Origin of the sequence: Microbispora bryophytorum (assembly GCF_043197435.1) — a bacterium.
Lineage (GTDB): Bacteria > Actinomycetota > Actinomycetes > Streptosporangiales > Streptosporangiaceae > Microbispora > Microbispora bryophytorum.
Map to the genome: position 1 here is coordinate 140,847 of NZ_JBICTF010000012.1, position 26,019 is coordinate 166,865.

The 26,019-nt window shown below is 71.3% G+C and carries 18 protein-coding genes; 1 reads left to right on the top strand and 17 read right to left on the bottom strand.

Annotation, left to right across the window (positions count from 1 at the left end; all coding sequences use genetic code 11):
• Positions 1 to 57 precede the first annotated feature (57 nt).
• Positions 58 to 1,440, bottom strand: coding sequence for an alpha/beta hydrolase-fold protein (locus ACGFIB_RS32395; protein ID WP_142575420.1), 1,383 nt, complete (start codon positions 1,438 to 1,440; stop codon positions 58 to 60).
• Positions 1,441 to 2,224: 784 nt separating this feature from the next.
• On the opposite strand from ACGFIB_RS32395, the gene ACGFIB_RS32400 reads away from it, so the two are divergent.
• Positions 2,225 to 3,205: a LuxR C-terminal-related transcriptional regulator gene (locus tag ACGFIB_RS32400; protein WP_393376889.1), complete on the top strand. Its 981-nt coding sequence runs from the start codon at positions 2,225 to 2,227 to the stop codon at positions 3,203 to 3,205.
• Here ACGFIB_RS32400 and ACGFIB_RS32405 read toward each other — a convergent pair.
• From ACGFIB_RS32405 to ACGFIB_RS32480, 16 genes are all read right to left on the bottom strand, one after another.
• The gene (locus ACGFIB_RS32405) at positions 3,135 to 4,022 is read right to left on the bottom strand and encodes an AfsR/SARP family transcriptional regulator (RefSeq protein WP_208762489.1); all 888 of its coding nucleotides are present in this window, start codon (positions 4,020 to 4,022) and stop codon (positions 3,135 to 3,137) included. The two genes, ACGFIB_RS32400 and ACGFIB_RS32405, sit on opposite strands and share 71 nt — an antisense overlap.
• A 1-nt stretch (position 4,023) precedes the next feature.
• Positions 4,024 to 4,275: a hypothetical protein gene (locus ACGFIB_RS32410; RefSeq protein ID WP_142575418.1), complete on the bottom strand. Its 252-nt coding sequence runs from the start codon at positions 4,273 to 4,275 to the stop codon at positions 4,024 to 4,026.
• A 30-nt stretch (positions 4,276 to 4,305) separates the two neighbouring features.
• On the bottom strand, positions 4,306 to 4,491 hold the full coding sequence (locus ACGFIB_RS32415; protein WP_393376891.1) for a hypothetical protein: 186 nt from the start codon (positions 4,489 to 4,491) through the stop codon (positions 4,306 to 4,308).
• 210 nt (positions 4,492 to 4,701) lie between these two features.
• Positions 4,702 to 6,870: an MMPL family transporter gene (locus ACGFIB_RS32420; RefSeq protein ID WP_393376893.1), complete on the bottom strand. Its 2,169-nt coding sequence runs from the start codon at positions 6,868 to 6,870 to the stop codon at positions 4,702 to 4,704.
• Between the two features lie 88 nt (positions 6,871 to 6,958).
• Positions 6,959 to 8,380 (bottom strand): acyl-CoA carboxylase subunit beta, encoded by a 1,422-nt coding sequence (locus ACGFIB_RS32425; RefSeq protein ID WP_393377032.1) that lies wholly within the window; start codon positions 8,378 to 8,380, stop codon positions 6,959 to 6,961.
• Positions 8,301 to 9,134 carry a 4'-phosphopantetheinyl transferase family protein gene (locus tag ACGFIB_RS32430; RefSeq protein ID WP_393376895.1) on the bottom strand — a complete coding sequence of 278 codons (834 nt, stop codon included), beginning with the start codon at positions 9,132 to 9,134 and terminating at the stop codon, positions 8,301 to 8,303. The genes ACGFIB_RS32425 and ACGFIB_RS32430 overlap by 80 nt, the downstream gene beginning before the upstream one ends.
• Entirely contained in the window at positions 9,131 to 11,407 is a 2,277-nt protein-coding gene (locus ACGFIB_RS32435; RefSeq protein ID WP_393376897.1) for a KR domain-containing protein, read from the bottom strand. The genes ACGFIB_RS32430 and ACGFIB_RS32435 overlap by 4 nt, the downstream gene beginning before the upstream one ends.
• Positions 11,404 to 12,783, bottom strand: a complete 1,380-nt coding sequence (locus tag ACGFIB_RS32440) for a cytochrome P450 (protein WP_142575414.1) — start codon at positions 12,781 to 12,783, stop codon at positions 11,404 to 11,406. The genes ACGFIB_RS32435 and ACGFIB_RS32440 overlap by 4 nt, the downstream gene beginning before the upstream one ends.
• Before the next feature lie 30 nt (positions 12,784 to 12,813).
• The gene (locus tag ACGFIB_RS32445; protein WP_191053870.1) at positions 12,814 to 13,836 is read right to left on the bottom strand and encodes a polyketide synthase dehydratase domain-containing protein; all 1,023 of its coding nucleotides are present in this window, start codon (positions 13,834 to 13,836) and stop codon (positions 12,814 to 12,816) included.
• 42 nt (positions 13,837 to 13,878) lie between these two features.
• On the bottom strand, positions 13,879 to 14,649 hold the full coding sequence (locus ACGFIB_RS32450) for an SDR family NAD(P)-dependent oxidoreductase (RefSeq protein WP_208762488.1): 771 nt from the start codon (positions 14,647 to 14,649) through the stop codon (positions 13,879 to 13,881).
• A gap of 3 nt (positions 14,650 to 14,652) precedes the next feature.
• Positions 14,653 to 15,549, bottom strand: coding sequence for a diacylglycerol/lipid kinase family protein (locus ACGFIB_RS32455; protein WP_142575412.1), 897 nt, complete (start codon positions 15,547 to 15,549; stop codon positions 14,653 to 14,655).
• Entirely contained in the window at positions 15,546 to 16,967 is a 1,422-nt protein-coding gene (locus ACGFIB_RS32460) for an MFS transporter (RefSeq protein WP_142575411.1), read from the bottom strand. Before ACGFIB_RS32460 ends, ACGFIB_RS32455 begins: the two co-directional genes overlap by 4 nt.
• Positions 16,964 to 18,511: a cytochrome P450 gene (locus tag ACGFIB_RS32465; protein ID WP_142575410.1), complete on the bottom strand. Its 1,548-nt coding sequence runs from the start codon at positions 18,509 to 18,511 to the stop codon at positions 16,964 to 16,966. Before ACGFIB_RS32465 ends, ACGFIB_RS32460 begins: the two co-directional genes overlap by 4 nt.
• Positions 18,508 to 21,174 (bottom strand): SDR family NAD(P)-dependent oxidoreductase, encoded by a 2,667-nt coding sequence (locus tag ACGFIB_RS32470; RefSeq protein ID WP_393376900.1) that lies wholly within the window; start codon positions 21,172 to 21,174, stop codon positions 18,508 to 18,510. The genes ACGFIB_RS32465 and ACGFIB_RS32470 overlap by 4 nt, the downstream gene beginning before the upstream one ends.
• Positions 21,174 to 24,197 (bottom strand): SDR family oxidoreductase, encoded by a 3,024-nt coding sequence (locus ACGFIB_RS32475; RefSeq protein ID WP_393376901.1) that lies wholly within the window; start codon positions 24,195 to 24,197, stop codon positions 21,174 to 21,176. Before ACGFIB_RS32475 ends, ACGFIB_RS32470 begins: the two co-directional genes overlap by 1 nt.
• Complete coding sequence (locus tag ACGFIB_RS32480; protein ID WP_393376903.1) at positions 24,194 to 25,933, bottom strand: acyltransferase domain-containing protein; 1,740 nt, start codon at positions 25,931 to 25,933, stop codon at positions 24,194 to 24,196. Before ACGFIB_RS32480 ends, ACGFIB_RS32475 begins: the two co-directional genes overlap by 4 nt.
• Positions 25,934 to 26,019 lie beyond the last annotated feature (86 nt).

Here is a 26,019-nt window from a genome sequence, read left to right on the forward strand (position 1 = left end):
CTCCCCAGGGTGGGAGGCGCCACGGCAAGGCCTGCCGGGTTGGTGGGAAGAACCAGGTCAGTCGACGGTCACCTGCGTGCTCTGTGACGCGTTGAACAGTTTGTCGCCCGGGTAGCGGGCGACGACGGGGCTGTCGAGGAGCGCGCCGTCGACGGCCTTGCGGAAGGTGGCCACACCGTTCTTGACCGGTGCGGATCCGAGGTGGGTGTCACCGGCGTAGAACTCGACCTTGCCGGTGGGGGAGGCGACGTTGGCGGTCACGGTGCCCACCGCGGCGGTCGCGGTGAGCCTGACGTTGTGGGAGTTCCCGGCGGGCGTGGCGGCGACGTCCAGGCCCGTCGTGGTGGTGCGGAACGCCACGTTACGCAGATAGAAGTTGAGCATCGGACGCCAGACATGCCAGGTGTGCATGCCGTCGACGTAGTACTCCTTGATCTCGACGCCGGCGGACCGCAGCGCCTCGGCGCGCGTGTGCAGGCTCTGGGCGCTGGTGCCGTCCTGTCGTCCGGTGCCGAAGAGGAGGCCGCCGGGGACCGTCTTCAGGCGGTCGATCTGCGCCTGCGAGGCGGCCGGTCCGCCGATGCTCCAGGCGGCGTCGTAGGCGAACAGGTCGGTGTTGTCGTACATGATGGTGAACGCACGGCTCCCGCCCGCCGAGAACCCGCCGAACGCACGGTCCTCCGGCCGGGTCGAGACGTGGTAGTTCTGCTCCACGAACGGGATGACGTTGTTGCGCAGCTCGTTGGCGTACCCCTGGTTGCCGCCGGGCAGGCCGTTGAAGTCGGTGGACACGACCACCATCGGCTGCACCACGCCGTCCTTGATGGCGTTCTCCACGATGTGGTGGGCCACGCCCTGCATCGTCCAGGCGATCGAGCTGTCCCCGGCGCCGTGGCTCAGATACAGCGTGGGGTAGGGCGTCGCCCGGTTCGGGTCGTAACCGTGCGGCGTGTAGACGACGATGTCATGCACCCCGGCCGGGTTGGTCGACAGCGGCGACGGATACCGCCGCGACTCCAGCTTCCCGGCCTCACCGGCCTTGACCGGCGCCTGATAGTCGTTGTCGTAGGTGGGGAACTTCTCGCTGCTCGGCACGTAAATCGTGCTGCGCACCGCGCCCGGCGCGCTCGGGTACTGGGGCTGCACCTCCCACCGGTTGGCCGGGTCGTCGTGCAGGGCGCAGCCGGTGGCCTCCACGTTTTCGCAGTCGTGGGTGAAGGCGTAGCGGAACGTTCCGGCGGGCAGCGGGACGGTGGTCTCCCAGATCCCGTCGGCCCCGAGCTGCATGGGCAGGATGCGCCAGGGGGTGGCCGCGGTGTCGCCCGGCTGCCACTCCGACGGCGGCCGGTTGTCGCCGACGTTGTCGGGCTGAGCGAAGAACCAGTCGCCGTAGATCTGGACGCTGTTGACGCCGGCGGGCGCCTGGTACCGGAACGTCACCGCGTACCCGGTCGGGGGTGCGTCGGACTTGACCAGGGTCGGCCCCAGCGGCTTCGTCGGTGCCGCAGAGGCCGGAGGGGCTGACACCCCTACCGCGGCCACTGCTGCCGCGACCGTCAGGCCGGCCAGAAGCGACCTCAGCCTGCTACCTCGTTGGATCCTCGGCGAACGATGGGGATGGGCGACGGGCACGTTGCGCTCCCTCCGAAGAGTGAAATGTGGTCAGACGTAACGAATCGGGCCTGACCGTTGCCATGATCGTAGGTCGACGCTCAACGATGTCAAGAGCAAATTGCATATTACGTTCTGTGCGTTGCAACATGCGCAATAAAATGAGGGTCGCACCCGGGGCGGTCGTGCGTGGACGTGCCGATGGCGACGTGCTCGACGGCGGCGCCGGCCGGCTCAGGCCCGAGCCGGTAGCGGAGAGCCGACGGCTCATCGGGCCGGGCATCGGGCCGGGCGTGATCTGTTCCCTGGAAATCGCTCGCGAGGGAGCGATGTTCCCGGCGGGGGTCGCGGGGAGAACGTGTCGAGATTGTTCCCGGCCGGGCGCGAAAACGCGAGGCGGGCGCATATTCGGTTACCGCCGGATAACCACCCCATCGAACTCGATGTGAACCGGCACAGTATTGGATGATCACGCCAATAGTGCGTCCTGCGGCCGGGCCTCTGGGCTGCGTGAACGTGAACGCCGGCCGTATCGCTTGACGAAAATCGCGCACTTAGCGAAGATTCGTCGAACATGGGGTGAATAATGTGTCCGCATCGGGATGCCTGGGGGTTGGCATTGCTTGAGGGGTTGGGGCTCGATCCCCTCGCTGAAACCGTTTACCGAACCATGCTCGATAATCCTCGCTGGCGCATAAACGACATTGTCCGGCACCTGCAGTGTTCGGAGGAGGACGTCCTCTCCGCCCTCGACCGGTTGGCCGACCTGGCCCTGTTGCGGCGCTCTCTGGAGGATCCGGGGGACCTGCGGCCGGTGAACCCGGCAGTGGGACTGCAGGCACTTCTGCGCCGGCGGCAGATGGAAGAGGCCGAACGGCAACTGGAGATGGCGCAGAGCAAGGCCGCGGTGGCTCAGATGCTCGCCCAGTACGCCGATCAGGAGAGGTCCGATGGTGACGCGGTGCGATTGGTGGGCATCGACGTCATCATCGGACGGCTGGAGCAGTTGTCGGAGGAGGTGGGGCATGAGGTGCTCACCTTCATGCCCGGTGGCTCCCAGTCCGCGAACGCTCTGGAGACAGCCCGTCAGAACGACGAGCGGGCACTCGGCCGCGGGGTGAAGTTCCGCAACATCTGTCTCGACAGCGTCCGCAACGACTCGGCGACCCTTGCCTACCTGAACTGGCTGGTGGAGGCCGGCGCCCACGTGCGCACCATGCCGGTCCTGCCCCCTCGGATGATCATCTTCGACCGTACCGTGGCCATCGTGCCCATGGATCCTGACAACAGCAGACGCGGCGCGCTCCAGCTGAGCGGCGCGGGCATCATCGCCGCCCTGCTGGCCCTCTTCGAACAGGTGTGGGAGATCGCCGTGCCGTTGGGCAGTCCGGCGCTCGGTCCGCAGGGTTTCACCCGGCAGCAGCACGAGCTGCTGCGCATGCTGGCCGAGGGAATGACCGACGAGGTCGCGGCCAAACGGCTCGGGGTCTCCGAACGGACGGTGCGCCGGATGATGGCCGAGATCATGGAGCGGATCGGCGCCCGTAGTCGCTTCGAGGCCGGGTTGCGAGTCGCGGAGCGCGGCTGGCTCTGACGCATCCTGCGGCGGCCTGGCTCCGGCGGCATTCTCCCGTTCTGCCGTCGGAATCGGTTTCACTCGCGGGAAGCCGGAGGTTGCCCGTGAGTATCGCCTGGTAGGTCGCCGAGAGCACCGGTCCGGGATCGACGCCGTACCCGTCGGCCAGGACGTGGCGCCCCTCCTGGTAGGTGGCGATCGCGTCGGCCTGCCGGTCGCACCGGTAGAGCGCGGTCATGAGCTGTGCCCGCAGCCGCTCCCGCAGCGGCTGCTCCGCGACCAGCCAGGTGAGTTCGGCCACGAGGTCGTGGTGACGGCCGAGCATCAGGTCGGCCGCCACGCGGCCCTCCAGGACGCGCAGCCGCGCCTCCTCCAGCCGGGGCCGCTCGGTGGCGGCCATGTGGTCGGTGACGTCCACCAGCACCGGGCCGCGCCACAGGGCCAGTGCGCGGCTCAGCAGATCCGTGGCCGTCCGCCAGCGCGCCTGCTTCACCGCGTCCAGGCCGGCACTGCTGAGCCTGGAGAACTCCAGGTGGTCGCACCACGCGTCACCGAGCTTCATCGAGTAGCCGTGCGGGTAGCGGGTGATCTGAAGGCTCGGCTCGAAGAGCTTGCGCAGCCGGGAGGCGTAGGTGTAGATCTGCGCGCTCGCGGTCGCGGGCGCCGCCTCGGCCCACAACAGGTCGGTCAGCCGCTCGTCGGACACCACCCGGCCGTGCGCCAGCAGAAACTCCACCAGTACGGTCCGAGGCTTGGCGCCGTTGAGCAGGCGTTGTTCCCCGTCCACCCGCGTTTCGACAGGGCCGAGAATTCTGAATTCCATTCTATGGGTCATGTCAGCCCCGTCTCCTTTCCAGCGCCGCCAGTAGGTTTTCCGCTCTCGAGATAAGCTCCTGGACGATTCCGGGGTCGCCCGAAGCGAATTCGTCCGCCTGGAAGACCACGACTTCGATTCGGTTTCCGGCGTGACGGGAACGGATGTGCTCGATGCCGTCCGCCGGAGTCGCCACCAATGACAGAATGGTCAGGACCACGTCGGCGTCGGCCTGCCGCCAATCGCGCCCGTCGGCGGCGAGCAGTGTCGCCATCTCTATACGCATGGTGAAGTTCGCCGCTGGTCAGTCCCATATGATGCCGTCGGTCGACGCGGGTCCGCCGCTGTTCTGGAAGGGGACGCCCGGCTGGCTCACGGAAATCCCGGCCCCGACCATCGCCACAAATCCGCCGACGACGACCAGGCCGATGGCGCGCCAGGCGATCGCGGCGAGAATTCCCGTGCCGTGGGTCCTCGAGGTAATCGACATCTTTCTCCCTTTTCCGTTTTCCTTGTTCGGAGCGAACGGCTCCGTTGAAATAAATATGGCCCGCGGAGCACGGTGGGAGAAGGATTCGGGCCTGGACGACAGCGGCCTTGTCCGCTACAGGACAAGGGGGTCCTGTAGCGGACAAGGCCGTGAGGTTGCGATATCGCTGGTCAGGCCCCGGCTCTCGCCGGGAGGAGCACGTCTACCGTCTCACCGCGTGACCAGGGTGCTCTCCGGTACGACGGCTTCGTCGCTCTCCCGTATGCCGTACCTGCCGTAGAGACGGCGCAGCGGGCCGGGGGCCCACCAGTTGGCCCGTCCGGTGAGTTTCATCGTGGCCGGCACCAGCAACGCCCGCACGATCGTGGAGTCCACCAGCACGGCGATGAGCATGCCGATTCCGGTCAGCTTGATGAAGGTGATGCCCGAGGTGGAGAAGGCCGCCACAACGATGATGAACAGCAGCGCCGCACTGGTGATCAGGCCGCCTGTGCGCTGCAGCCCCGCCGCCACCGCCGCGGTGTTGTCGCCGTGCGCGTCGTAGTGTTCCCGCATCCGGGAGAGCAGGAAGACCTCGTAGTCCATGGAGAGGCCGAACACGATCGCCAGCACGAGGATGGGCATCGACGGTTCGAGGAAACCCGTCGGGGTGAAGCCGAGGAGCCCGGACAGATGACCGTCCTGGAAGATCCAGACCAGCGCGCCGAACGTCGCCGACAGCGAGAAGATGTTCATGATCACGGCCTTGATCGGCAGCAGGATCGAGCCGAAGGCCATGAACAGCAGCAGGAAGGTGGTCACCCCGACCAGCAACGCCATCCAGGGCAGCAGGTCGCCGAGGTTGGCGAGCTGGTCGACCAGCGCCGCGGTGGCTCCCCCGACGAGCACGGAGGCTCCGGCCGGGGGCGGGACCGCGCGAACCTTCCGGACCACGTCTCTGGCCTCCGCCGACATCCGGTTGGCGCTGTAGGTGAGCTCGATCCGCGCCGTGCGACCGGCCTCCCCGGTGAGCTGGGCGCCGGTGATCCCGGGCACCGCCTCGACCCGGCCGGTGTACGCGCTCAGAGCCGCCCGCGAGGCCGGACTGGAGACCGGGTCGGACAGCGTGACGATCGCCCGGAGGGGGTTGGTGAAGTTGGCGGGGAACTCGTCGGTCATCGTCTCCGACACCACCCGGGTCTCGGTGCCCGCCGGCAGCGCGCGGGCGTCGATGCCGCCCCAGCTCACGCGCAGGAACGGCAGGCCGAGAGTGACCAGAATCGCCAGCGTGCCGACGAGGACCACCACGGGGCGCCGCATCACCCCACGCCCCAGCCGTGCCCAGAAGAGCGACTGCCTGCCTTGGCGCCGGGCCAGCCAGCGGGGGGCGAGCGCGTTGACCCGGGGACCGAGCACGGCCAGCAGGGCGGGCATGATGGTGAGCGCGGCGACCATGTCCACCAGCACTGTCGCCAGCCCGCCCATGCCCATGGACCGCAGGAACGACTGCGGGAAGATCAGCAGGCTGGCCAGCGAAGCGGCGACCGTGACGCCGGAGACGGCGACCGTCCGGCCGGCCGTGGCCATGGTGCGGACCACCGCCTCCTCGCCGGTGTGGCCGCGGTTCAGCTCCTCTCGGAACCGCACGACCATGAACAGCCCATAGTCGATGGCCAGGCCGACGCCGAGCAGGGTGGTGATGTTGACGGCGTAGGTGGACACGTTGGTGAACAGGCCGAACAGGTGCAGCGCGGAGAACGAGCCGAACACCGCCACCACGCCGATCAGCAACGGCAGGCCGGCCGCCACCACGCTGCCGAAAATGAAGATCATGAGGAGCAGGAGCAGCGGGGTGGCGATGCCCTCCGCCAGCACGATGTCCTTCTTGACACCGTCGGAGATCATTTTCTGGGTGGCCGTGGAACCGCCGACGAGCGACTCGAGCCCCGGCACGGCGACGGCGGTGCGGATGGCCGCCAGGTGGTCACGCCGCGCGTGCTCGTCCTCACCGCGTAGCCTCAGCACCGCGAAGGTGCTCTTGCGGTCGGCGCTGACGAACTGCGGCGACTTGGTGGACCAGTAGGTGGCGAACGAGTCAACGTGACCGGGGGGAAGCGCCTGCAGGGCCCGGGTGACGTCGGCGCCGTAGGCGGGATCGTCCACAGTGCTCGTCCGGCTGCGGTAGAGCACCACGACGTCGGCCTCGTCCCGGCCCAGCGCCGCGGTCTCCAACTGGGCGGCCCGCTGGCTCTCGCTTCCGGCCACATCGAACTCTCCGGAGGAGGTGAGTGTGCCGAAGACGCCCAACCCCCATACCGCAGCGGCGACCACCACGATCGCGGACAGCACCAGAACCAGCCGACGTCGCCGATAGACGGTGCGGCCCCATCTCTCGAACATCAAATCCTCCGAATCAGTGGACGCGCCTGCCGTCTCATCACAGCAGCGCCGTCTATACGCGGCCTCTACTCGCTGTCTGATCTCTTTGTTAGAGGGGAATGTTGCCGTGCCGCCCACGGCGCCCCGGATCGGCGGCGAGCGCCTCCGACAGCTCCAGAGCCAGGCGGAACCGGGTGCCCGCGGGCTCGACGACCTCGTCCACCGCGCCCAGGGCCAGCGCCCTGCCGAGTCCTCCCGCGGCGCGCTCGTGCTCGGCGACGAGCCTCGCCTTGAGCTCCGCGCGCTCCTCCTCCGGAGCGGCGGCCAGCACCTTGCGGGACAGGACGTCCACCGCGGCCTCGGCGCCCATCACGGCCACCTCGGCGTCCGGCCAGGCGAACACGGCGGTGGCGCCGAGCGAACGGGAGTTCATCGCGATGTACGCCCCGCCGTACGCCTTGCGGACGACGAGCGTGATCCTGGGCACGGTGGCTTCGGCGAAGGCGTGCAGCAGCTTGGCGCCGCGGCGCACGACCCCGCCGTGCTCCTGACTCGTGCCCGGCAGATAGCCGGGCACGTCCACCAGCACGATCAGCGGAACGCCCAGGGAATCGCACATCCGCACGAAGCGGGCCGCCTTCTCCGCGGAGGTCGCGTCGAGGCAGCCGCCCGTGTAGAGCGGGTTGTTGGCCAGCACCCCCACAGTGCGGCCGGCCAGCCGTCCGACGGCGGTGACCACGTTGCGTGCCCACTTCGCCTGGAGGTGCACCGGCGGGCCGTCGAGCAGTTCGGTCACCAGCGGGCGGATGTCGTAGGCGCGCCGACGGTTGCCGGGCAGGAGCCGGCTGAGATCGCGGTCGTCGGCCGCGGACATGGCGTCGAGCGAGCCCTGGTCGCCCAGCAGGTTCAGCAGGCGGCGGGCCTGGGCCAGCGCGTCGTCGTCGTCGGCCGCGACCAGATGGGTGACCCCGCTGCGCGTGCCGTGGACGCCGGGCCCGCCCAGCGTCTCCGTGTCGACGTCCTCGCCGGTGACCGAGCGTACGACGTCGGGGCCGGTGACGAACACGCGGGCGGCGGGAGCCATGATGACCAGGTCGGTCAGGGCCGGGCCGTACGCGGCTCCGCCGGCGGCGGGCCCGAGGACCACGGAGATCTGCGGCACCTTCCCGGAGGCCCGCACCATGGCGGCGAACACCCGCCCGACGGCGTCGAGCGCCTCCACGCCTTCGCCCAGCCGGGCCCCACCGGAGTGCCAGAGCCCGGCGACCGGGACGCCTTCGGCCACGGCCAGGTCGATCGCCTGGACGATGGCGTGGCAACCGGCGGTGCCCAGCGCCCCGCCCATCCGGGTGGCGTCGGTGGCGAAGGCGATCACCGCGGTGCCCTGGGCCGTTCCCCTGGCCGAGACCACTCCGCCGTCGCCGTCGTGGATCGGGGACAGGCTGCCGGGATCAAGCAGCGCGGCCAGCCGCGCGCGGGGGTCGCGCGGATCCACCGCCAGGTCGCTCACCAGCCCGGCCGGTACGGTCATCGTCATGATCGAACTCCCTCTCGGTTGATGTGCCGGGCTCTGTGGCGAGCACGGGGCCGGCGTCGCGTTCCCAGACGGTGATCGGGCCGCGTGCCGTGGTCGCGACCGCCAGGGAGGCCAGGTAACCGGCGGCGGGGTGCAGGTCGCGCAGTGTCATGCGGGAGCACAGTTCGGGGCGGGTCCGCCAGCCGAGCAGCCGGGCGGGCGTTCCGGGCGCGGAGACCGCCAGGTCGGCGAGCGGGACCTTCAGGCCGTCGCCCGTGGCCTTGACCACGGCCTCCTTGCGCACCCAGCGGCGGAGCAGGGCGGTCTCCGTGAGGGGCCCGTCGCGTTCGTCCGGCGACAGCAGCGCCTGTCCGAGCGCCCTCAGGTCGCGGACCCGGCCCAGCCGCTCCACGTCCACCCCGACCATGGAGTCCCCGGCGAGCGCCAGCACCACCACCTCGTCGGTGTGCGACACGGAAAAGCCGATTTCGTACGGGCCGGACAGGCGAGGCTTTCCGTGCGCACCGCCGCAGCCGGCGCACCGGCGCTCCAGCCGCAGCGCGCGTGGATCCACGCCGAGCCTGCCGGCCAGCACGAGCCTGGTCAGCGCGACCCCCACTGTGAAGCGGTCCCGGTCGGCCGTGTGCCGCAGTCGCCCGCGGCGCTCGCGTTCCGCGTGAGACAGGAGGCCGGGATGCCACCACCGGGCCATCGCGGTCGTGGCCCACCAGATCTGGCAGTTCACCATGCCCGAGGTCGAGGTCCTCACGGCTGGTCGTCCCAGCGGCAGCGGCCGATCGAGACGAGGGGCCGCCTCTCGGCGTCGACGACCTGCCCGGCGCCGTCCGCGCCGAGCAGCAGCCGGGCGGGTGTGCCCCGCGGCTCGTGCAGGTCCAGCGAGGCCAGCCGCCATACCTCCGAGCGGCCGGAGGCCGTGGCGATGGCCGCCTCCAGATGGGCGATCGGCAGGGTGATCCGGGGCGGGCTGGTCATGGTGAACAGGTCGGAGGCCCGGGTGCGCGTCACCTCGGCCGACCAGCATCCCGCCTGGTCGTCAAGGGTCCAGGAGTCCACGTCGGTCAGGAAGGGCCGCCAGAGGTAGTCCCTGGCGCGCCGTTCGGGTGGCCCGCCCCGTCCGATGACGGACGGCGGGGGCTCCGGCTGGAACACCGCGGTGCCGCGCGCGAACGGCCGGCCGTCGCGCGACAGCTCCACGCGCACCTGCCAGTCCGGCGAGTGTGGGTCGGGCCGGACCAGCCGGTGGAACACGGCCGAACCGCCGCCGGCCGCCAGCGCACCGGCGTCGACCCACACGTCCCGCATCCCCGCGACCGGCAGCAGCGGGCCGAGCGGCGGCGCCAGCCAGGAGGCGCCGGCGAGCATGTACTCCAGCAGCAGCGAGATGGGCACGCCCCGCACGCCTGCCACGCGTACGTCGTCCAGGAAGGCGGCCCACTCCCCGTCGATCCTGTGCTCGGTCTCCAGCAGCGTCCCCGGCCCGTACCGTACGACCTGGCCGAGCAGGAATCTGCGGGTGAGCAACTCGGTGCGGCCCTCCCAGTCGGACGGCAGCGTGATGCCGCACAGCTGCCGCGGGGTGATCTCCCCGATGTCGGCCACGAAGCCGATCTCGCCGGATCCGGCGTGGGCCAGCTCGGCCCGCCAGGCCGCCACGCCGGTGGGGACGGAGATCGGCGTCATGTACCGGCTCGCCGCGCCCAGGTTGGTGATCAGCCCCAGGTCGTGCCAGGTCGGCCAGGACAGCGACTTCACCGGATGGCCGGCGGAGTGCCCGGTCCACATGGCCAGCCGCGCGAGCCCCTCGTTGGCCGCCGCGTAGTCGATCTGGCCGATCATGCCGCCGTATCGCCCGGTCAGGGAGCCCACGGCGCACAGCATCCTCAGGGGGCGTCCTTCCAGCGCCTCGGTGAGCCGCAGAAAGCCGTCCACCTTGACCTCGATGACCCGCAGGAACTCCTCGGCGGTCTTGCGCGGCAGCCGGGTGGGCGCGTCGACGCCCGCGTTGTGCACGACCATCGACAGCCCCGGCCCGGCCGCGGCGAGGAGCGCGGCCAGGTCCTCGGCCCGGGTGACGTCGGCGGCGTGATAGTCGATCCGCAGGCCGGCCTCCCTCGCCCGCCGGAGGTTCCCGTAGATCTCGCGGACCTGGCGCATCCCCTCGATCCGGCGGCGCACGACCGGCAGCGGCTCGCCGGGCTCGCGCTCACGGTAGGCACGCAGGGCCAGTTCGGCGAACTCGTCCTCGCCGGCCGTCAGCCACGGCGTGTCCTCGCCGGGCAGCCTCGTCCGTCCGCTCACGATCACCCGGCAGCCGGTGCCGCGGGCCATCTCCGCGGCGATCTCGAATCCGATGCCCCGGCCGCCGCCGGTCAGCAGCAGCACGTCGGCCGGCGTCATCTCGATCGGCGCGCCGTCCACCGCCGACTGCCTGGGCAGGATGGTGAGCCGTTCCTCGTAGCGCAGTCCCACCTCCAGCAGGTCGCCTGCGAACATCTCCCGCACGATCGCCTCGCCCGGGTCCGCCACCGGGCCGAGGTCGATCACGCGGGACTGGCAGGCGGCCAGCTCCCTGGGCAGGGTCTTGGCGATCCCGGCCCATATCCCGCTGAGCGGCCGGGAGTCCTGCTCCGGCCTCAGGCCCATGGGGCCGCCCATCGCGGTGACCGCCACGTAGTGCAGCCTGCGGGCGTCGGTCTCGGTGACCCAGTCCGGGTAGACGTGCTGGAGAGCGGCCACGGTCCGTCGCATCGGCTCCCGCCACGCCCCGGGACGGGTCTCCTCGGGGTCGCCGTGCAGGGTCAGGTCGATGATCGCGTCGATCCGGGTGGCGTCCGGATCGGTGACCGGGGTCCCGCCGTACCGGCAGACGGCGCGGCACACCGAGCGCCGCACCGGGTCGGAACCGTTGATCACCAGGACTCTGCGGCCGTCCAGCACGTCCTCGGGCGGCGCCGGCGCCGGGGGGAGCGGGCACAGGGTCAGCGTCTGACGCAGGATCTCGCCGGGGGCGGCGGCGCTCATGACCGGCCTCCCGCCGCGGCCAGCTCCCGGGTGCGGGGACGCAGGCGGACCCGCAGCTCGCCCTCCGGGCGCAGCGAGATGATCGAGTGCCCGTACGGCACCTGGGCGCCGGACACGGGCTCCAGCCGGAACCGCTGGGTGATCATCGAGATGACGAGCTTCAGTTCGAGCAGCGCCATGAGGTTGCCCACGCACATCCGGGGACCGCCGCCGAACGGGTAGTACGACAGCCGGGGCAGCCGCTTGACCGCGTCTCCGGCGAAGCGGTGCGGGTCGAACACGTGCGGGTTGGGGAACAACTCGGGGTTACGCTGGGAGACCAGCGGCGAGAGCACCACCGATGACCCGGCCGGGATGTGGTAGCCGTTCAGCTCGTCGTCATCGACGGCGTCCCTCGGATAGATCCAGATCGGCGGGTACATCCGCAGCGCCTCCTGGACGACCATCCCGGCGAAGGTCAGCTGATCGGCGTCGGCGTGCACCGGGTCCCGCCCGGCCAGCACCCGCTGCGCCTCGCCGGTCAGCTCCTCGTCGATCCACGAGTGGGTGGCGATGGCGTGCAGGGTCCACGCGGCGGCGGTGGCGGTGGTCTCGTGCCCGGCCATGTAGACGGTGATCAGCTCGTCGCGGATCTCCTGGTCCGTCCAGCGCCGCCCGGTCTCCGGATCGACCGCGGCCTCCATCAGCTCGACGAGAGGGCCCTGCCCGGTCCTGCTGTGGTTGTCGCGGATGGTGGCGACGAACTCGGTCAGGAAGCCCTGGATGTCGCGAATCTGCCGGTTGCGGGCGTTGGGCACCCAGCGCGGCAGCTTCTCGGAGATCATGCCGTGCATGAACATCAGCTCCAGGCCGGCGTCCACGACCTGCTTGACCGCGGGCACGGTGTCGTCCACGTCGTATCCGAACAGCGAGCGGCTGAGCGTCACCATGGTCAGCCTGAGCATCTCGGCGACCAGATCGACCGGCTCGCCGTCCGCGGCGCTGCGCTCCCAGCGGTCCAGCATCTCGTTGGTGGCCTCGACCACGTTGGGCACGATCGCGCCGATCGCCTTGCTGAGGAACAGCGGCTGGACGCCGCGCCGGTGCCCGCGCCAGTACGCGCCGTCCGAGGTCAGCAGACCGCGGCCCATGACCAGCTTGAACTGCTCGTAAAGCCTGCCGCGCGTGTAGTTCCTGTGGTTCTCGACCACCACCCGGTAGACGGCGGCCGGGTCGGTGACCAGGTGCGTGAGGTACGGCCCCAGCTGCAGCCGGGCGACCCCCCCGTGGTCCTGGGCGGCGGCCAGCAGGAAACCCGCGGGATCCTTGCGCCAGCTCACGACGTTGCGCACCAGCGATCGCCCCCCGCGGGGCCCTGGCGCCTTGATCCTCGTCATGGAATCTTCCTCCTCGGCGTGGAACGTGGCCTAGATCGGGACTGCGCCCACCCGGGTGGGGGGCGTCAGCGGGCGGCCGTCCTCGACCACGGACCGGTCGACGTGCTCGCCGGTGAACGTGTCGAAGTAGCCGGTGGGGAAACCGGTCACGTCCTTGATCTGCAGCAGCACCCGGCCGTCGGGCAGCATGGCCACGCCCCGGGTGACCGGCTCGGCGCCGGTGAACGGCCCGCGCGGCGTGCTGATGAGCTCGACGGGGACGTGCAGCGCCGACAGTTCGGCGTCGTTGGCCGGGCCGTACAGGTCGATCCTGCGGATCGCGGTCGGGGCGGCGACCGGGATGTACCTGTCCCGCACCAGGTCCATGGCGGCCAGGCGGAGCAGGCCGTCCAGCAGCAACCCGGGGGTCAGGAACCGGTCGAACACCGAGCCGGGCGTGGTGTCCGGCGGGACCGGCTTGGAGTACCAGGCGCGGACGCCGAGCGGATGCAGCCGGATGCCGGTGGTCGACACGAAAGGCCCGCTGAGCCGTACCGCACCGCCGGCCACGTGGTACGGATCGACGACCGGGACCGCCTCGGCGGCGGGCCACGGCGCCCAGCGCGGGGCCCTGGGGTGTTCGGCGGCGAGCACGACCGTTGCCGCGAAGTGGCGGCGATCCCTGACCAGCACGGTTCCCGAGGGGGAGACCACGTCGCCGAGCACCTGGACGTCGACGACGGCGCTCTCGGCGTCGTCGTCCCTGCCGCGCAGCCGCGCCACCAGCCGCAGGGGGCTGAGCCCGGTGCCGCCGCCCAGCTTGAGGAAGCTCTCGAAGGAAAGGTCGCGAAGGCCGGTCACCACCAGGTCGGGCACCAGCTCCTGGGCGGCCTCCGCGGCGAGTTCGGCCGCGAAGCAGCCGGGCATGGTCGGCACACCACGGACCAGATGGTGGCGCAGGTAGTCCTCGCGGGCGTCGAGCATGCGCTCCGCGATGAGCGTGCGCGTGTCCGGCCTGGTCACCCGGTCCAGGTAGAACCGCCCCAAGGGCAGGGCCGGTCTCAGGATGGTCATGTGTCAAGTCCTCTCGTCCACGTGCGGCGCCGAGTCCCGGAGTCAGGCCCGGATGGTGGGGGCGGCCTTCCGGTACAGCCCCGGCACCAGGCGGCGACCGGCGGCCAGCAGCCACCACGGCCAGGGCGTGTACCGTTCGCCGGTCCGGCCGGTGGCCGCCGCGACGATGGCGCGGGCGGTCACCTCGGGGGTGGAGAGCATCCACCGGGTGCGCCGGCTCGCCCGGTCGGCGCGGTACCGGAAGCCCTCGGTGGTCACGAATCCCGGCAGCACCAGGGCGACGTGGACCCCGTGGCCGCGCTCCTCGGCGTGCAGCGCCTCCGTCCAGCCGCTCAGGGCGAACTTGGCCGCCGAGTACGCGCCCGAGTGCGCGAGGCCGATACGACCGGCCACGCTGGCGATGTTGACGACGGCGCTCGGCGCCGACCGCCGGAGCAGGGGAAGCAGGGCGCCGGTCATCCGCACGTGCGCGGCGAAGTTGATTTCCATGGACCGGTGGACGTGCTCCCACCCCGTGTCGGCGAAGGCGCCGCCGAAGTGCGCTCCGGCGTTGTTGACCAGGAGGTCCAGCCGGCCGTGTTCGGCGCCGACCCGTTCGGCGATCCGTCCGGCCGCCTCCGGGTCGGTGAGGTCCTCGGCGATGACGAGAGCGCTGTCCATGCCCGCGGCCAGCTCCTTCAGCCGGTCGGCACGCCTGGCCACCAGGATGAGGTGGTGGGAGGGGGCCAGCCGGTGGGCGGTGGCCGCGCCGATGCCGCTGGAGGCCCCGGTGACCAGGGCCACCTTCCTGACCGCCACCTTTCTGACCGACACCGTTCAGCCCACCTTGGGCACGGTCAGGGCGCCTGCCGCGCAGTGGACGGTGAACGGCGGGGGCGGCAGCGGCTCCCCGTCGGCGAACGTGACGTGACCGGCCGAGGCGACGTGTATCTCGCGTACGCGGAACCTGCGGGTGGAGGTGTCGGTGGCGCTGCGCACCCCGCTGAACAGGCGCATGGTCGAGCCGAGCGTCGCCGGCAGGCTGTTGGGCCCCTGGGTGGTGACGTCGAGGTAGCCGTCGGCGATGTCGGCGTCGGGGCAGACGTGGAGCTTGCCGCCGCATCGGCCGGTATTGCCCACCGAGAACAGCACCGCGGGGAGCTGGGCCGCCACGCCGTCCAGGGTCACGTCGTAGACCCGGCCCCGGAAGCGCGGGAGCTCCAGCAGCGCCGCGACGTCGTAGCGGCGCGGGCCGGCCGGCCACTTCAGCCGCCCTCCCCGGTCGGCCACCGACGCCGCGTACCCGATGGCCAGCACGGTGCCGAACCGCAGCGTGCGCCCGTCCGGGTAGACGACCTCGGCGAGGTCGACCTGCTGCACGTTGCCGTCGGCGAGGGACTCCGCGGCGGCCGCGGCCGCGGCCACCGGGTCGGCGGGCAGTCCCAGCGCGTCGGCCATGTCGTTGCAGGTGCCGGCGGGAATCAGCGCGAAGGGGACGTCCCGCCCGTCCAGGGCGTGCAGGGCCGTGTGGAAGGTGCCGTCACCGCCGATGGCGACCAGGGCCTGCGCCCCGCCGTCGAGCGCCCGCTCGCAGGCGGCGACCGCGTCGGCGCTGCTGCGGGTCGTCAGCACCTCGATCCGGAGGCGGCGTTCCAGCGTGGACAGCACCTGGGGTAACCGGTGGCGAAACCGCCCGCTGGCGGCGGAGGGGTTGACGACGACGGCGACGTTCATCTGGACACCTCGATTGCTTGCGGTCGGGACACGGCGATCGACGGGCCGGCGGCGTCCCTGGAAATGAAGAGGGCGGCGAGTGCGGCGGCCGCGAGCACGACGGCGCCGAGCCAGACGGCGGGCCGGACCGCGGCGACGAAGACGACGGGGTCGGAGAGCGCGGGGTGGGCGCGGGTGACGACGGTGGTCAGCACCGCCACCCCGAGTGCGAAGCCGATCTCTCTCACGGTGGTGTTGGCCCCGCTCGCGCGGCCTCGCTCGCCCTGACCGACCGAGGCGAGCACGACGGCGGTGAGGGGGGCGAAGACCAGGCCCATCCCGATCCCGCCGAGGACCAGCATGGGCAGCATCTGGGAGTACGGCACGACCGGTGCCATGAGGAGCGCGCTCCAGGCCAGCGTGGCCGCCTCGCACAGCAGGCCGAGGGCGATCAGGCGCCCGGCCCCGGCCCGTTCGGTGACCAGCCCGGCCAGCACCGCGACCAGCATCGGCATCGCGGTCCACGGCAGAGTGCGGACCCCGGCCTCGAGCGCTGAATATCCGAGGGGGCCCTGCAGGTACTGCATCAGCCAGTAGATCGCGCCGAACACCCCGAAGAACATCGCCAGCGACACCACGTTGCACAGGACGAACGCCGGAATCCGGTAGAACCGCAGCGGCAGCAGGGGGTGTCGCGCGCGCCGCTCCCAGGTGACGAACGCGACGCCCAGCGCGAGCGCCAGGCCGAGCACGGCCAGCACGGGCGGGGCGGCCCAGCCCTCCGTGCCGGCCCTGGTGATGCCCCACACGAGGGAGACGACCGTCGCCGCCGCCAGCGCCATGCCGGGCAGGTCCAGCCTGCCGTCGTCGCCGGTGCTCTCCTCGACCGCCATCAGGGTCACGGGAACGAAGACCGCGCCGGTGATCGCGGTGATCCAGAAGACCCACGGCCAGCCCTGGGCCACGGCCAGGGCGCCGCCGACCAGGGGCCCGAGCGCGATGCCCATCCCGTTGACCGCGCTCCACAGGCCGATGGCGACGTTCCGCCGCCGCGGGGGAACCCCGGCGGCCAGCAAGGTCAGCGAGATGGGGAGCACGGCGGCCGCTCCGGCGCCCTGGACGACCCGAGCGGCGATCAGCGAGCCGATCGAGTCCGAGAGCGCGCACCCGGCCGATCCCAGGGCGAAGATCGCGATACCGCCCGCGAACACCCGGCGCCGCCCGAACCGGTCGCCCAGCGCCGAGCCGGTCAGCAGCAGCCCGGCGAAGGCCAGGGCGTACGCGTGGATGACCCACTGCAGCGTGGACGGCGGGGCGGCCAGGTCACGGGCGATGACCGGCAGGGTGTTCACCACGACCAGGTTGTTGAGCGAGACCAGGAACATCGGGATCGCCGTGACCAGGATGACCCGGCCCACGGAGCGGCCGCCTGCCGTCATGCCCGCACCTGCTCCTGCTCGGGCCGCTCCTGCTCGGCCGGCACGTGCCCGGCCTGCTCAGGGCCCGTGTTCGTGTCCGTGTTCGTGTCCGCGCCCGTGTCCGTGTGCGCGCCCGAGACAACGGGGTCCCTGCGGCGCACGGTGACACGGATCCCCTTATTCGGGAACTTCTCCGGGAAGATGGTGATGAACGCGCCGGGCTTGACCTGCTCCTGGTCCAGCGGCAGCGAGAAGCGGTAGCGCTGGCAGGCCATCGCGACGGACGCGACCAGGATCGCGAGGGCCAGCGGCTTGCCGATGCACTGCCGCCGCCCGCCGCCGAAGGGCAGGTAGGCGAACTTGGGGCGGCGCCGCTGCTCCTCCGGGTCATGGAAGCGGGTGGGGTCGAAGGCGTTGGGGTTCTCCCAGACCTCCGGGTTGCGGTGCGTGCCGAACGCGCTGATCATGACGGTTGCTCCGGCGGGGACATGGTGCCCGGCCAGTTCGTCGTCGGTGACCGGGTCGCGCGGGAACTGCCAGACCGACGGGTAGAGCCGCAGCGTCTCGTCGACCACCGACTTGGTGATCACCAGCTTGTCCAGGTCCTCGTAGGTGGGGATGCGGCCCTGCAGCACCCGGTCCACCTCCTCCTCGACCTGCCGCCGCACGGAGGGCGCCCGGGTGAGCTCGTAGATGGCCCACGCGAGGCTCAGCCCGGTGGTCTCAGAACCGGCGAGGAACATGGTCCGCAGGTTGTCCGGCAGCGCGTTCGGCGGCAGGTCGGACTTCATGAGCAGCCCGGCCGCGTCGTCGCCCGGGTCCCCCTTGGCCGTGCGCTCCCGCACCTCACGATCGATGATCTTGTTGAGGACCTTGTGCGCATTGCGCTTGCGCCGGAAGTAGGCGATGGGCACCCACTTGGGCACCAGCAACTCCTCGACGCTGCTGACGTTCTTGAAGATGACCTCCAGCGCGGCGGCGACGGCCTTGGTGAAGGTCCGCTCCTTGCTCGACAGGTCCCTGCTGATGAGCGCCTTGCCCAGCACCCGGGCGCTGAGGTCCATCGTGTCCACGACGAGGTCGAACTCCTCGCCGGTGGCCGCGCGCCGCTCCCACCGGTCGAACACGTCCTGCGCCGCGCCGATGGTCTCGGCGATGGACGCGCCGATCCGCTTGGGGGTGAAGGCCGGCTGCACCACCTTGCGGTGCGCGCGCCACTCGGCGTCGTCGAGGGTGAGCAGGCCCATGCCCATGTACGAGTGGAACGTCTTGTACAGCTTGCCGCGCCGGTAGTTGCCGATGTTGCTGACCAGCACCCGCTCGATCGCCTCGGGGTTGGTGACCTGGATGTAGTCGTTGGGAATCAGGTTGATCTTGACCATCGAGCCCCAGTCCCGCTGGGTCTTGAGGGTGAAGTCCAACGGGTTGAGTCCCAGGTTCATGGTGATGCCGACCAGCGGCAGCCCCTTGGGACCGGTCACGTCCTGCTTGGTCTCCTCGGCCGTGGCGCCGGTGAAGGGGCACACCCCGCCGCCGGTCCGTCCGTGGTCCTCGCTGACTGTCATCGTTGTCTCCTTGCGAACTCGTCACGGCAGAGGAAGGCACCGGTCTCCTGGTCCACGTATCCGAGGACCTGGCCGGTCGTCCCCTCGATCTCCAGCAGGACGTCGCCGTTCGCCGCGACGGCGACACAGAGGTTGTCCGCGGCGGCATCCTCCAGATCCAGATGCTCGGGTACGGAGTAGAGCTCCACCCGCCGGCCCAGCAGGACGGCGTCGTTGTCCGGTCCGAAGACCTCGATCCTGCGGATCGACCGGGGAATCGCCACGGGCGTCCACCTGCCGTCCACCAGATCGAGTACGGCGACCCGGGCCAGTCCGTCCAGGAGCACCGACGGCACCAGCAGGTCGGGGAACCAGCGCCGCACTCCCTCGGCGTCCAGCGCCAGCCGGGCGCGGCGTCCGCGCGGGTGCAGCCGGGTCCCGTCGGTCGAGACGAACACCTCGGTGAGCAGCGCCGCCGATGCGGGCGCATGGTAGGGGTCGGCCACCGGGGTCGCGCCGGTGTCGTCCCACGCCTGCCACGAGGGCGCGGTCCGGTAGCCGTCACGCATCCTCACGGTGGCCGAGAAGTGCAGCCTGTCCTTGGCGAGAATCCGGCCGCCCGGGCCGTGCACGTCGCCCAGGATCCGCACCTGGACCACCGACTCCTCGGCGTTCTCGCTGACCAGCTGAGCGTGGATCTTCTTCGTCTGGGGACGGCCGTTGCGGTAGACCCGCAGGAACGACTCCAGCCGCACATCCTCGAAGACCACCGGCAGCCGATGCGGCACCAGGGCCTTGGCGGCTTCGGCGGCCAATTCGGGCACGAAGGTGCCCGGCAACGTCGGATAGCCGTTGACCACGTGCATCCTGAGGTAGCCGTCGCGGTCCAGGTCGAAGGTGCGCGACGCGGTCAGCTCACCGGGACCGCGGACGACCTTGTCGAGGAACTGGGGCGGGTGCGCGCACCAGTCCAGATACTCGGGGACGGCCGCGGTGATCGCGGCGCGTTCCTTCTCGCCGAACAGCACGGTCATGGCCGGGGGAGCCGGGTGTCCCAGCTCGGCCAGGAAGTGGGCCACACCCTCCTCGGTCGGGGTGGCGGTGAACTGGCCGGCCTTGGCCAGGAACGCCTTCATGATCGGAGTCGCGCCCAGGCCGATGTCGCGCCAGAGGGTCCAGCCGATGGTGAACTCGGTCTCGCCGCGCGCCGCCGCCCAGGCGGACGAGCTGTTGAGGAAGTCGTTGGCCGAGCCGTAGTCGGTCTCGCCGTGCTGACCGGTGAAGCCGACGAACGAGCCGAAGTTGCACCAGCGGCGCGGCGGCGCGCCGGCGAGCGCGCTCTTCAGGTTCAGATAGGTGCGGAGCTTCAGGTCCCGTACGGCCAGGAAGTCCGTCCGGGATTTGGTGCCCACGGCCGAGGCCCTGTTGGTCCCGGCGACGTTGACGAGCAGGTCGATCCGGCCGTGCTCGGCGGCGATCGCGTCCGTTGCCCGGCCGACCGCCTCCCGGTCGCGCAGGTCGCAGTGGAGGTAGGCGACACGGCCCGCGCCGCAGTGCCGCTCCAGCTCCCGCAGGGTGCGCCGGACCGTTCTGGCCTCCTGGAGCCTGTCGAACGCCGCGTTCGCCTCGGCCACTCCGATCCGGCCGGGTCCGGTGATCAGCCCTTTGATGTACGCCGGACGTGTGGCGGCGGCCTGGTCGGGGTCGATGTCCAGCAACTCAGGGTCGTAGACGTCCAGGCGGGTGCTGCCGAGCACCACGATGCGCGGGCCGTACCGCTCGGCGAGCGCCGTCAGCAGCGCGGCGCCGATCCCGCGCGCGCCGCCCGCCGCCACCACGAGGGACTCACGTGCGACCGGCGGCTCGGTGGGCCTGGCCGGCTCGGCGAGCGCGCGCAGGGTCAGTCTGCGTCCGCCCACGTGGGCGACCACCGGCAGCAGCCGGCGGTTGGCCAGCTCGGCCGCCCCCGCGTCGAGCGCCGAGGCGGCGTCGCTCTCCGTGTGCAGTGTGGCCACGATCGGCACAGCCGGGAGCTCCAGCGCCAGGCTCTTGACGAACCCGGTGAACAGGCCGGTGAACGGCAGCGCGACCCCCGTGTCGGTGATGCCGCCCACCAGCGTCACCAGGAGTGACTCACAGCGGGCCGCGTAGTGCCGCACGACCAGGAACATGCGCTCGTGCAGCCGCAGCAGCCGCTCCGCCTGAGGCGACCAGCCGGGTGCCGTCAGCGCCGGATCCGACAGGTCCACCAGGACCCTGATGTGCCGGGGCCCGTCGTCCTCCGGCAGGGCGGGCAGGTCGTCGTCGGGGTTCACCGTGATCGCGTCGTGCGGCAGCGTCAGCCTGCCCGGGTCGGTCCCGGTGACCAGCACCACGCCCGGCGGCAGGGCCGCGACATCGTCGCGCACCCGCTCCGCGACGGCCGGCGCGAAGGAGAGGACGTACCTGTCGAGCAGGCGATCGGAGTTGTCAGTGCGTTCGGCAGGCTCGGCTGCCCCGTACGCCCCCGGCGATTCCCGCGGTTGGCGCGGTCGTTGCGGTCCGTGCGGTTCGTGCGGTCTGGAGAATGGGCGGCGGAAGGTCAGGCCGCCCAGCCTGACGTCGCCGGCGGACGCGCCGGTGACCAGGGCCAGCAGGCCGGGGGCGCCGCAAGCGCCCGGAAGGGTGACAGCAGGCGAGGGCATCAGGCCCCTCCCTCGAGAAGTGCGTCGATCTCGGCCAGGACCGGCAGGTCCTCGCTCTCTGCGAACGAGCGCCGGGTGACCGCGAACAGGAAGGCCCCCTCGGTGGCGTCCGCGGCGACCCCGCTCTCGGCCAGCAGCCCGCGCCAGGAGGGCAGGGTGTTGCCGTTGACCCCGGCGACCAGCGCGATGTCGATGTCGCCGAACTCCAGGTAGCGCCCGGCCAGCTCGAAGGCGCCGGCCAGCGAGTCGGGGCCGCCGTCCACGGCGATGTTCAGCCCACGCAGGTCGAAGTAGTTCGACAACCGGGCCGGCACCACGTTGGGCATCTCACCGGGGAAGGAGTCCTCGACCGGCGCCGCGATCAGCTCCTGCACCCGCTCGTTGAACTTCTTGAACAGCGTGAGCAGAGGCTCCGGTTCGGCCGCCTGACGGGCCTCGCGCAGCAGCTCGTCCTGGTAGGCGCGCAGCGCGTACAGGATCGCGTTCCGCGTGGGGCCCACGTGCCCGACGACCACGCCGGTCCCGGCGCGGTTCCGGTCGCACGCCGCCCGGACCGCCGGGTCCAGCCGCTGCATACACTCGACGATCATGAGTTGGGCGCGGTCGGTGGCGCGTACGGCGCTGGCCGGCATCCGCAGCTTCTGGAACGGCGGCGGCGGGTAGACCTCGCCGAACGAGGCGGGCAGCGCGACGCGCTCCCTGGCCCAGCGCTCCACCGCGGCCTCGTCCTCACACCCGGGAAGATGGGCGGACCAGCCGACGAGCACCAGCGGCTCGGGGCGGCGCTCGCCGTACCCGAACGCGGAACGCAGGCCCGGTACGTGCTCCTGGAGCAGCAGATGGGCGTTGGTGCCGCCGAATCCGAAGCCGGAGACCGCGACGGTGCGCGCCCGTTCAGGCCGGGCCGGCCACGCCACCGGCTCGGCCGGGATGGTGAGGTTGGTGGTGTCCGTGTGGAAGTACGCGGGCGCCTCGGTGAAGCGGTACTGGGCGGGGATGACGCCGTGCCGCAGCGCCAGCAGCGCGTGGATGATCGACACCACCCCGGCGGCCCAGCCGGTATGCCCGACCAGCGACTTGTTGGAGGTGACCTGGACGGGTCGTTCCCCCGCGTAGGCCGAACGCAGCCCGGTGAACTCCGCCTCGTCGCCCGCGGGCGTCCCGGTGGCGTGGGCGATCACCCAGTCCACCTCGCCGGCCCGCAGCCCCGACTTGGCGAGGGCCCGCTGGACGGCCAGCTCCTGGCCGCCGCTGGACGGGGCGTAGATGGCCTTGCCCTTGCCGTCGGCGGACAACCCGATGCCGGAGACGACGCCGTGGACGCGATCACCGTCCGCCAGCGCCCGGGACAGCCGTTTCAGCACCACGACTCCGGCGCCGTCGGAGAACAGCACCCCGTCGGCGGACTTGTCCAGGGCGCGTACCTCACCGCGCCTGGACAGGCCGTGCAGTTTGGAGAACAGCACCGACCCGGAGGGAGCCAGCGCGAACGCCCCTCCGCAGACCGCGATGTCGGCCTCGCCCGCCATCAGCGCGCGTACGCCCAGGTCGATGGCGTACAGCGACGACGAGCAGGCGGTGTCCAGCATCGTCACCGGCGCGTCCTCCGGAAGCAGGCCGTGAACGGCCAGCCGTCCGACGCGGTGCGGTGGCAGCGCCCGATCGCCGAGCGGCAGGCAGCGATCCAGCAACGCGCGGAGCTCCGGGTCGTCGGGATCGACGTCGTTTCCGGCGGCGAAGTCGCGGACCTCCCGGCGCACCAGGGATTCCTGCAGGTGCTGGCTGCCGTCGGGGGTGTACCCGACGACCACGCTGAACCGGTCGCCGTCGTCGCGCCGCACGCCGTCGAGGGCCTGGTGGACGCTGTGCCGTAGCCAGAGCGCCGTGTAGTCGAGGTTCTCACCCAGGTCCGCCAGCTCGGCGGCGAGCGCGTGATGTGGCGTGAACCCGGTCATGAAGCCCGACCGGCGCTGATAGGTCTTGTCCGGAGTGGCTGGGTCGGGGTGGTGGAAGCCGTCCACCGACCAGCGGTCGGCCGGCACCTCGGTGAACAGCTCGGCGCCCTCGGTCAGCAGCTTCCAGAACTCCTCGGGTCCCGAAGCGCCGGGTATGGCAAGGCCCATGCCGACCACCACGACCGGGTCCTCGTCCTCGGCGAGTACCGGCGCCGGTTCGGGTGCGGTGACGGATGCCGTGACGGACGCGGGGACCGGCGCCGTGTCCGGCGTTCTGACGTCGGGGTCGGGGGACATGGCCCGATGCAGGAGGCCCAGGCCGCCGTCGGCGACGACGGTCTGACCGGTTATCCACCGGGCGGCCGGTGTCGCCAGGAAGGTCACCAGGCCCGCCAGGTCCGCCTCGGACGCCAGCCGGCCCAGGGGGGTGGCCTCCACGGTGTTGTCCCGCACGGAGTCGAAGCGGGGGAACATCCGGCCGACCTCATTGTCGATCAGTCCGGCGGAGGCGGCGTTGACGCGGATGCCGTCGCAGGCGAACTCGGCCGCAAGATAGCGGGTGAGGCTCTCCAGCGCCGCCTTCGAGATCCCGACGCCGAGGTAGTTGGCCGGAGCGTAGGAGGCGCCGATCGAGGAGACGTTGACGATGGCGCCGCCCCCGGCCCGGACGAGCAACGGTCTGGCGGCGCGGGAGCACCACAGCGCGCCCTTGACGTTGGTGGCGAACGCGCGGTCCATGTGCTCGTCGGTGAGCTCGTCGAGGCTGACGAACACCCCCGCGGCCGCGTTGTTCACCAGGATGTCCAGCCGGCCGTACCGCTCGCCGATCTCGGCGAACATCTTCTCGACCTGCGCCGGCTTGGCCACCGAACCGCGGACGACCCCGGCGCTGCGCCCTTCGGCCGTGAGCTCGGCCACCATCTCCCTGGCGGCGTCGTAGGAGTGGAAGCACCCCACCAGTACGGTGGCCCCCGCCTCGCTGAGCTGCCGGGTGATGTGCCGTCCCACACTGCCCGCGCCACCCGTGACCAGCGCGATCTTGCCTGCCAATGTGAAGCCTTCGCTCATCGGACAGCGACCTCCGCCCCGTCGAGCGCGGCGCACACGAAGCCGACGACGGCGCCGAAGGTCGGGTAGTCGGCGACGCGGAATCCGTCGGGGCGCATTCCGAGTCCGAAGGCCTCGGCCACCTGGGCGAACATCTCGGTCTGCTTGACGGAGTCGACGCCGAGGTCGGCTTCGAGTTCGGCCGCGTCCTCGAACACCTCTTCCGGGTATTCCAGGATCCGGGCGTAGAGCTGCCTGATCCGGGTCGCGATCTCCTCGCGGTCCGGGACGGCGGCGGCCGGGGCGGGCGCATCGACCGGAGCCTGGGCAGGAGTGACCTGCGCGGGCGTGACGGGCGGCGCGGAGACCGGCGCCGGGGCGGGCGCGGGGGCAGGCGACGGCACCGGAGGGGCGCTCCGATGCACGAAGTCCACGACGGCGCCGAAGGTCGGGTAGTCGGCGACGCGGAATCCGTCGGGGCGCATTCCGAGTCCGAAGGCCTCGGCGACCTGGGCGAACATCTCGGTCTGCTTGACGGAGTCGACGCCGAGGTCGGCTTCGAGTTCGGCCGCGTCCTCGAACACCTCTTCCGGGTATTCCAGGATCCGGGCGTAGAGCTGCCTGATCCGGGTCGCGATCTCCTCGCGATCCGGGACGGCGGCGGCCGGGGCGGCCGGTGACGGCGCGGACACGGGAATGACGTCGGGCACCGGGACGTGGGCGGGACCGGCCACAGGCGCGCCGACGCTCAGGGGGGCCGCTGTGTGAACGGCGGGGGGCGCCGGAGCCGCGGCGGGGCGCAGGAAGGCCGCCACCTCGGAGACCGAGCTGGTACGGCCGGCCAGCGGAACCAGGGCCAGCGTGCTGGAATCGATCGAACGGGCGAGGTTCGTCAGCGTACGGCCGGCTCCGAGCTCGACCCAGATCCGGGCTCCGGCGTCGGACAGCCGCCGCACGCTGTCGCCGAAATGCACGGGAGTGACGAAGTGGGAGGCCAGCAGTGGGCCGAGCTCCTCACCGGCGCGGTAGTACCGGCCCAGGATCGGCGAGTAGACGGGCGTGCGCAGGTCACGGGCCCGCACGCCCGCGATGCGGCGCGCGAAGTCGGCTCGCGCCTCCTGCAGCAGGGGGTTGTGGAAGGGATGCGGCGCCAGCAGCGGCGTGCCCTGCACCCCGATGGCCGCCGCGATCGCCTCGATCCTCGTGAGTGCGTCCGGCGTGCCGGACACCGTGGTCTGCTTCGGCCCGTTGTCGACGGCCACGACGGCGTCGCCGTCACGAAGCAGCGCCAGGATCTGCTCGGCCCGGTCCCGCCCGCAGGAAAGCGCGAGCATCCGGCCGCCGCTGGTGTCGTGTTCCCGTAGCGCCAGGATCCGGTGACAGAGCACCTCGGTGCCCTCGGCGACGGTGAGTGCTTCCCCGGCGACGAGCGCGGAGATCTCACCGAGGCTGTGTCCCACCAGCAGAGTGATCTCCGCGCCGTGGCGGCAGAGCAACTGGTGCAGCGCCACGGACGTGGCGAAGGCCGCGACCTGCAGCACGTCCGGCGCGTCGGACAGCAGTTCTTCGGCCGTGGGGGGTGAGGTCAGCAGGACCGTGTCCTTGAGACCTCGCCCCAGCATCCGGGTCGCGATCCCGTCGATCTCGTCGACGACCTGCCGAACGTGGTTGTCGGTCAGCATCGACTCCAGGCAGCCAGGTGAGTACGCGCCCTGGCCTGGAAACGCTCCAATAGTGATCTCTGCTACGCGAATCATTTGCCACCTTCCGGGTGTTCGCCGCGGCAAGGATCTTTCGTGGCACCAGTGTTGGAGCGGTCGATATCGCCCACCTATAAACGATC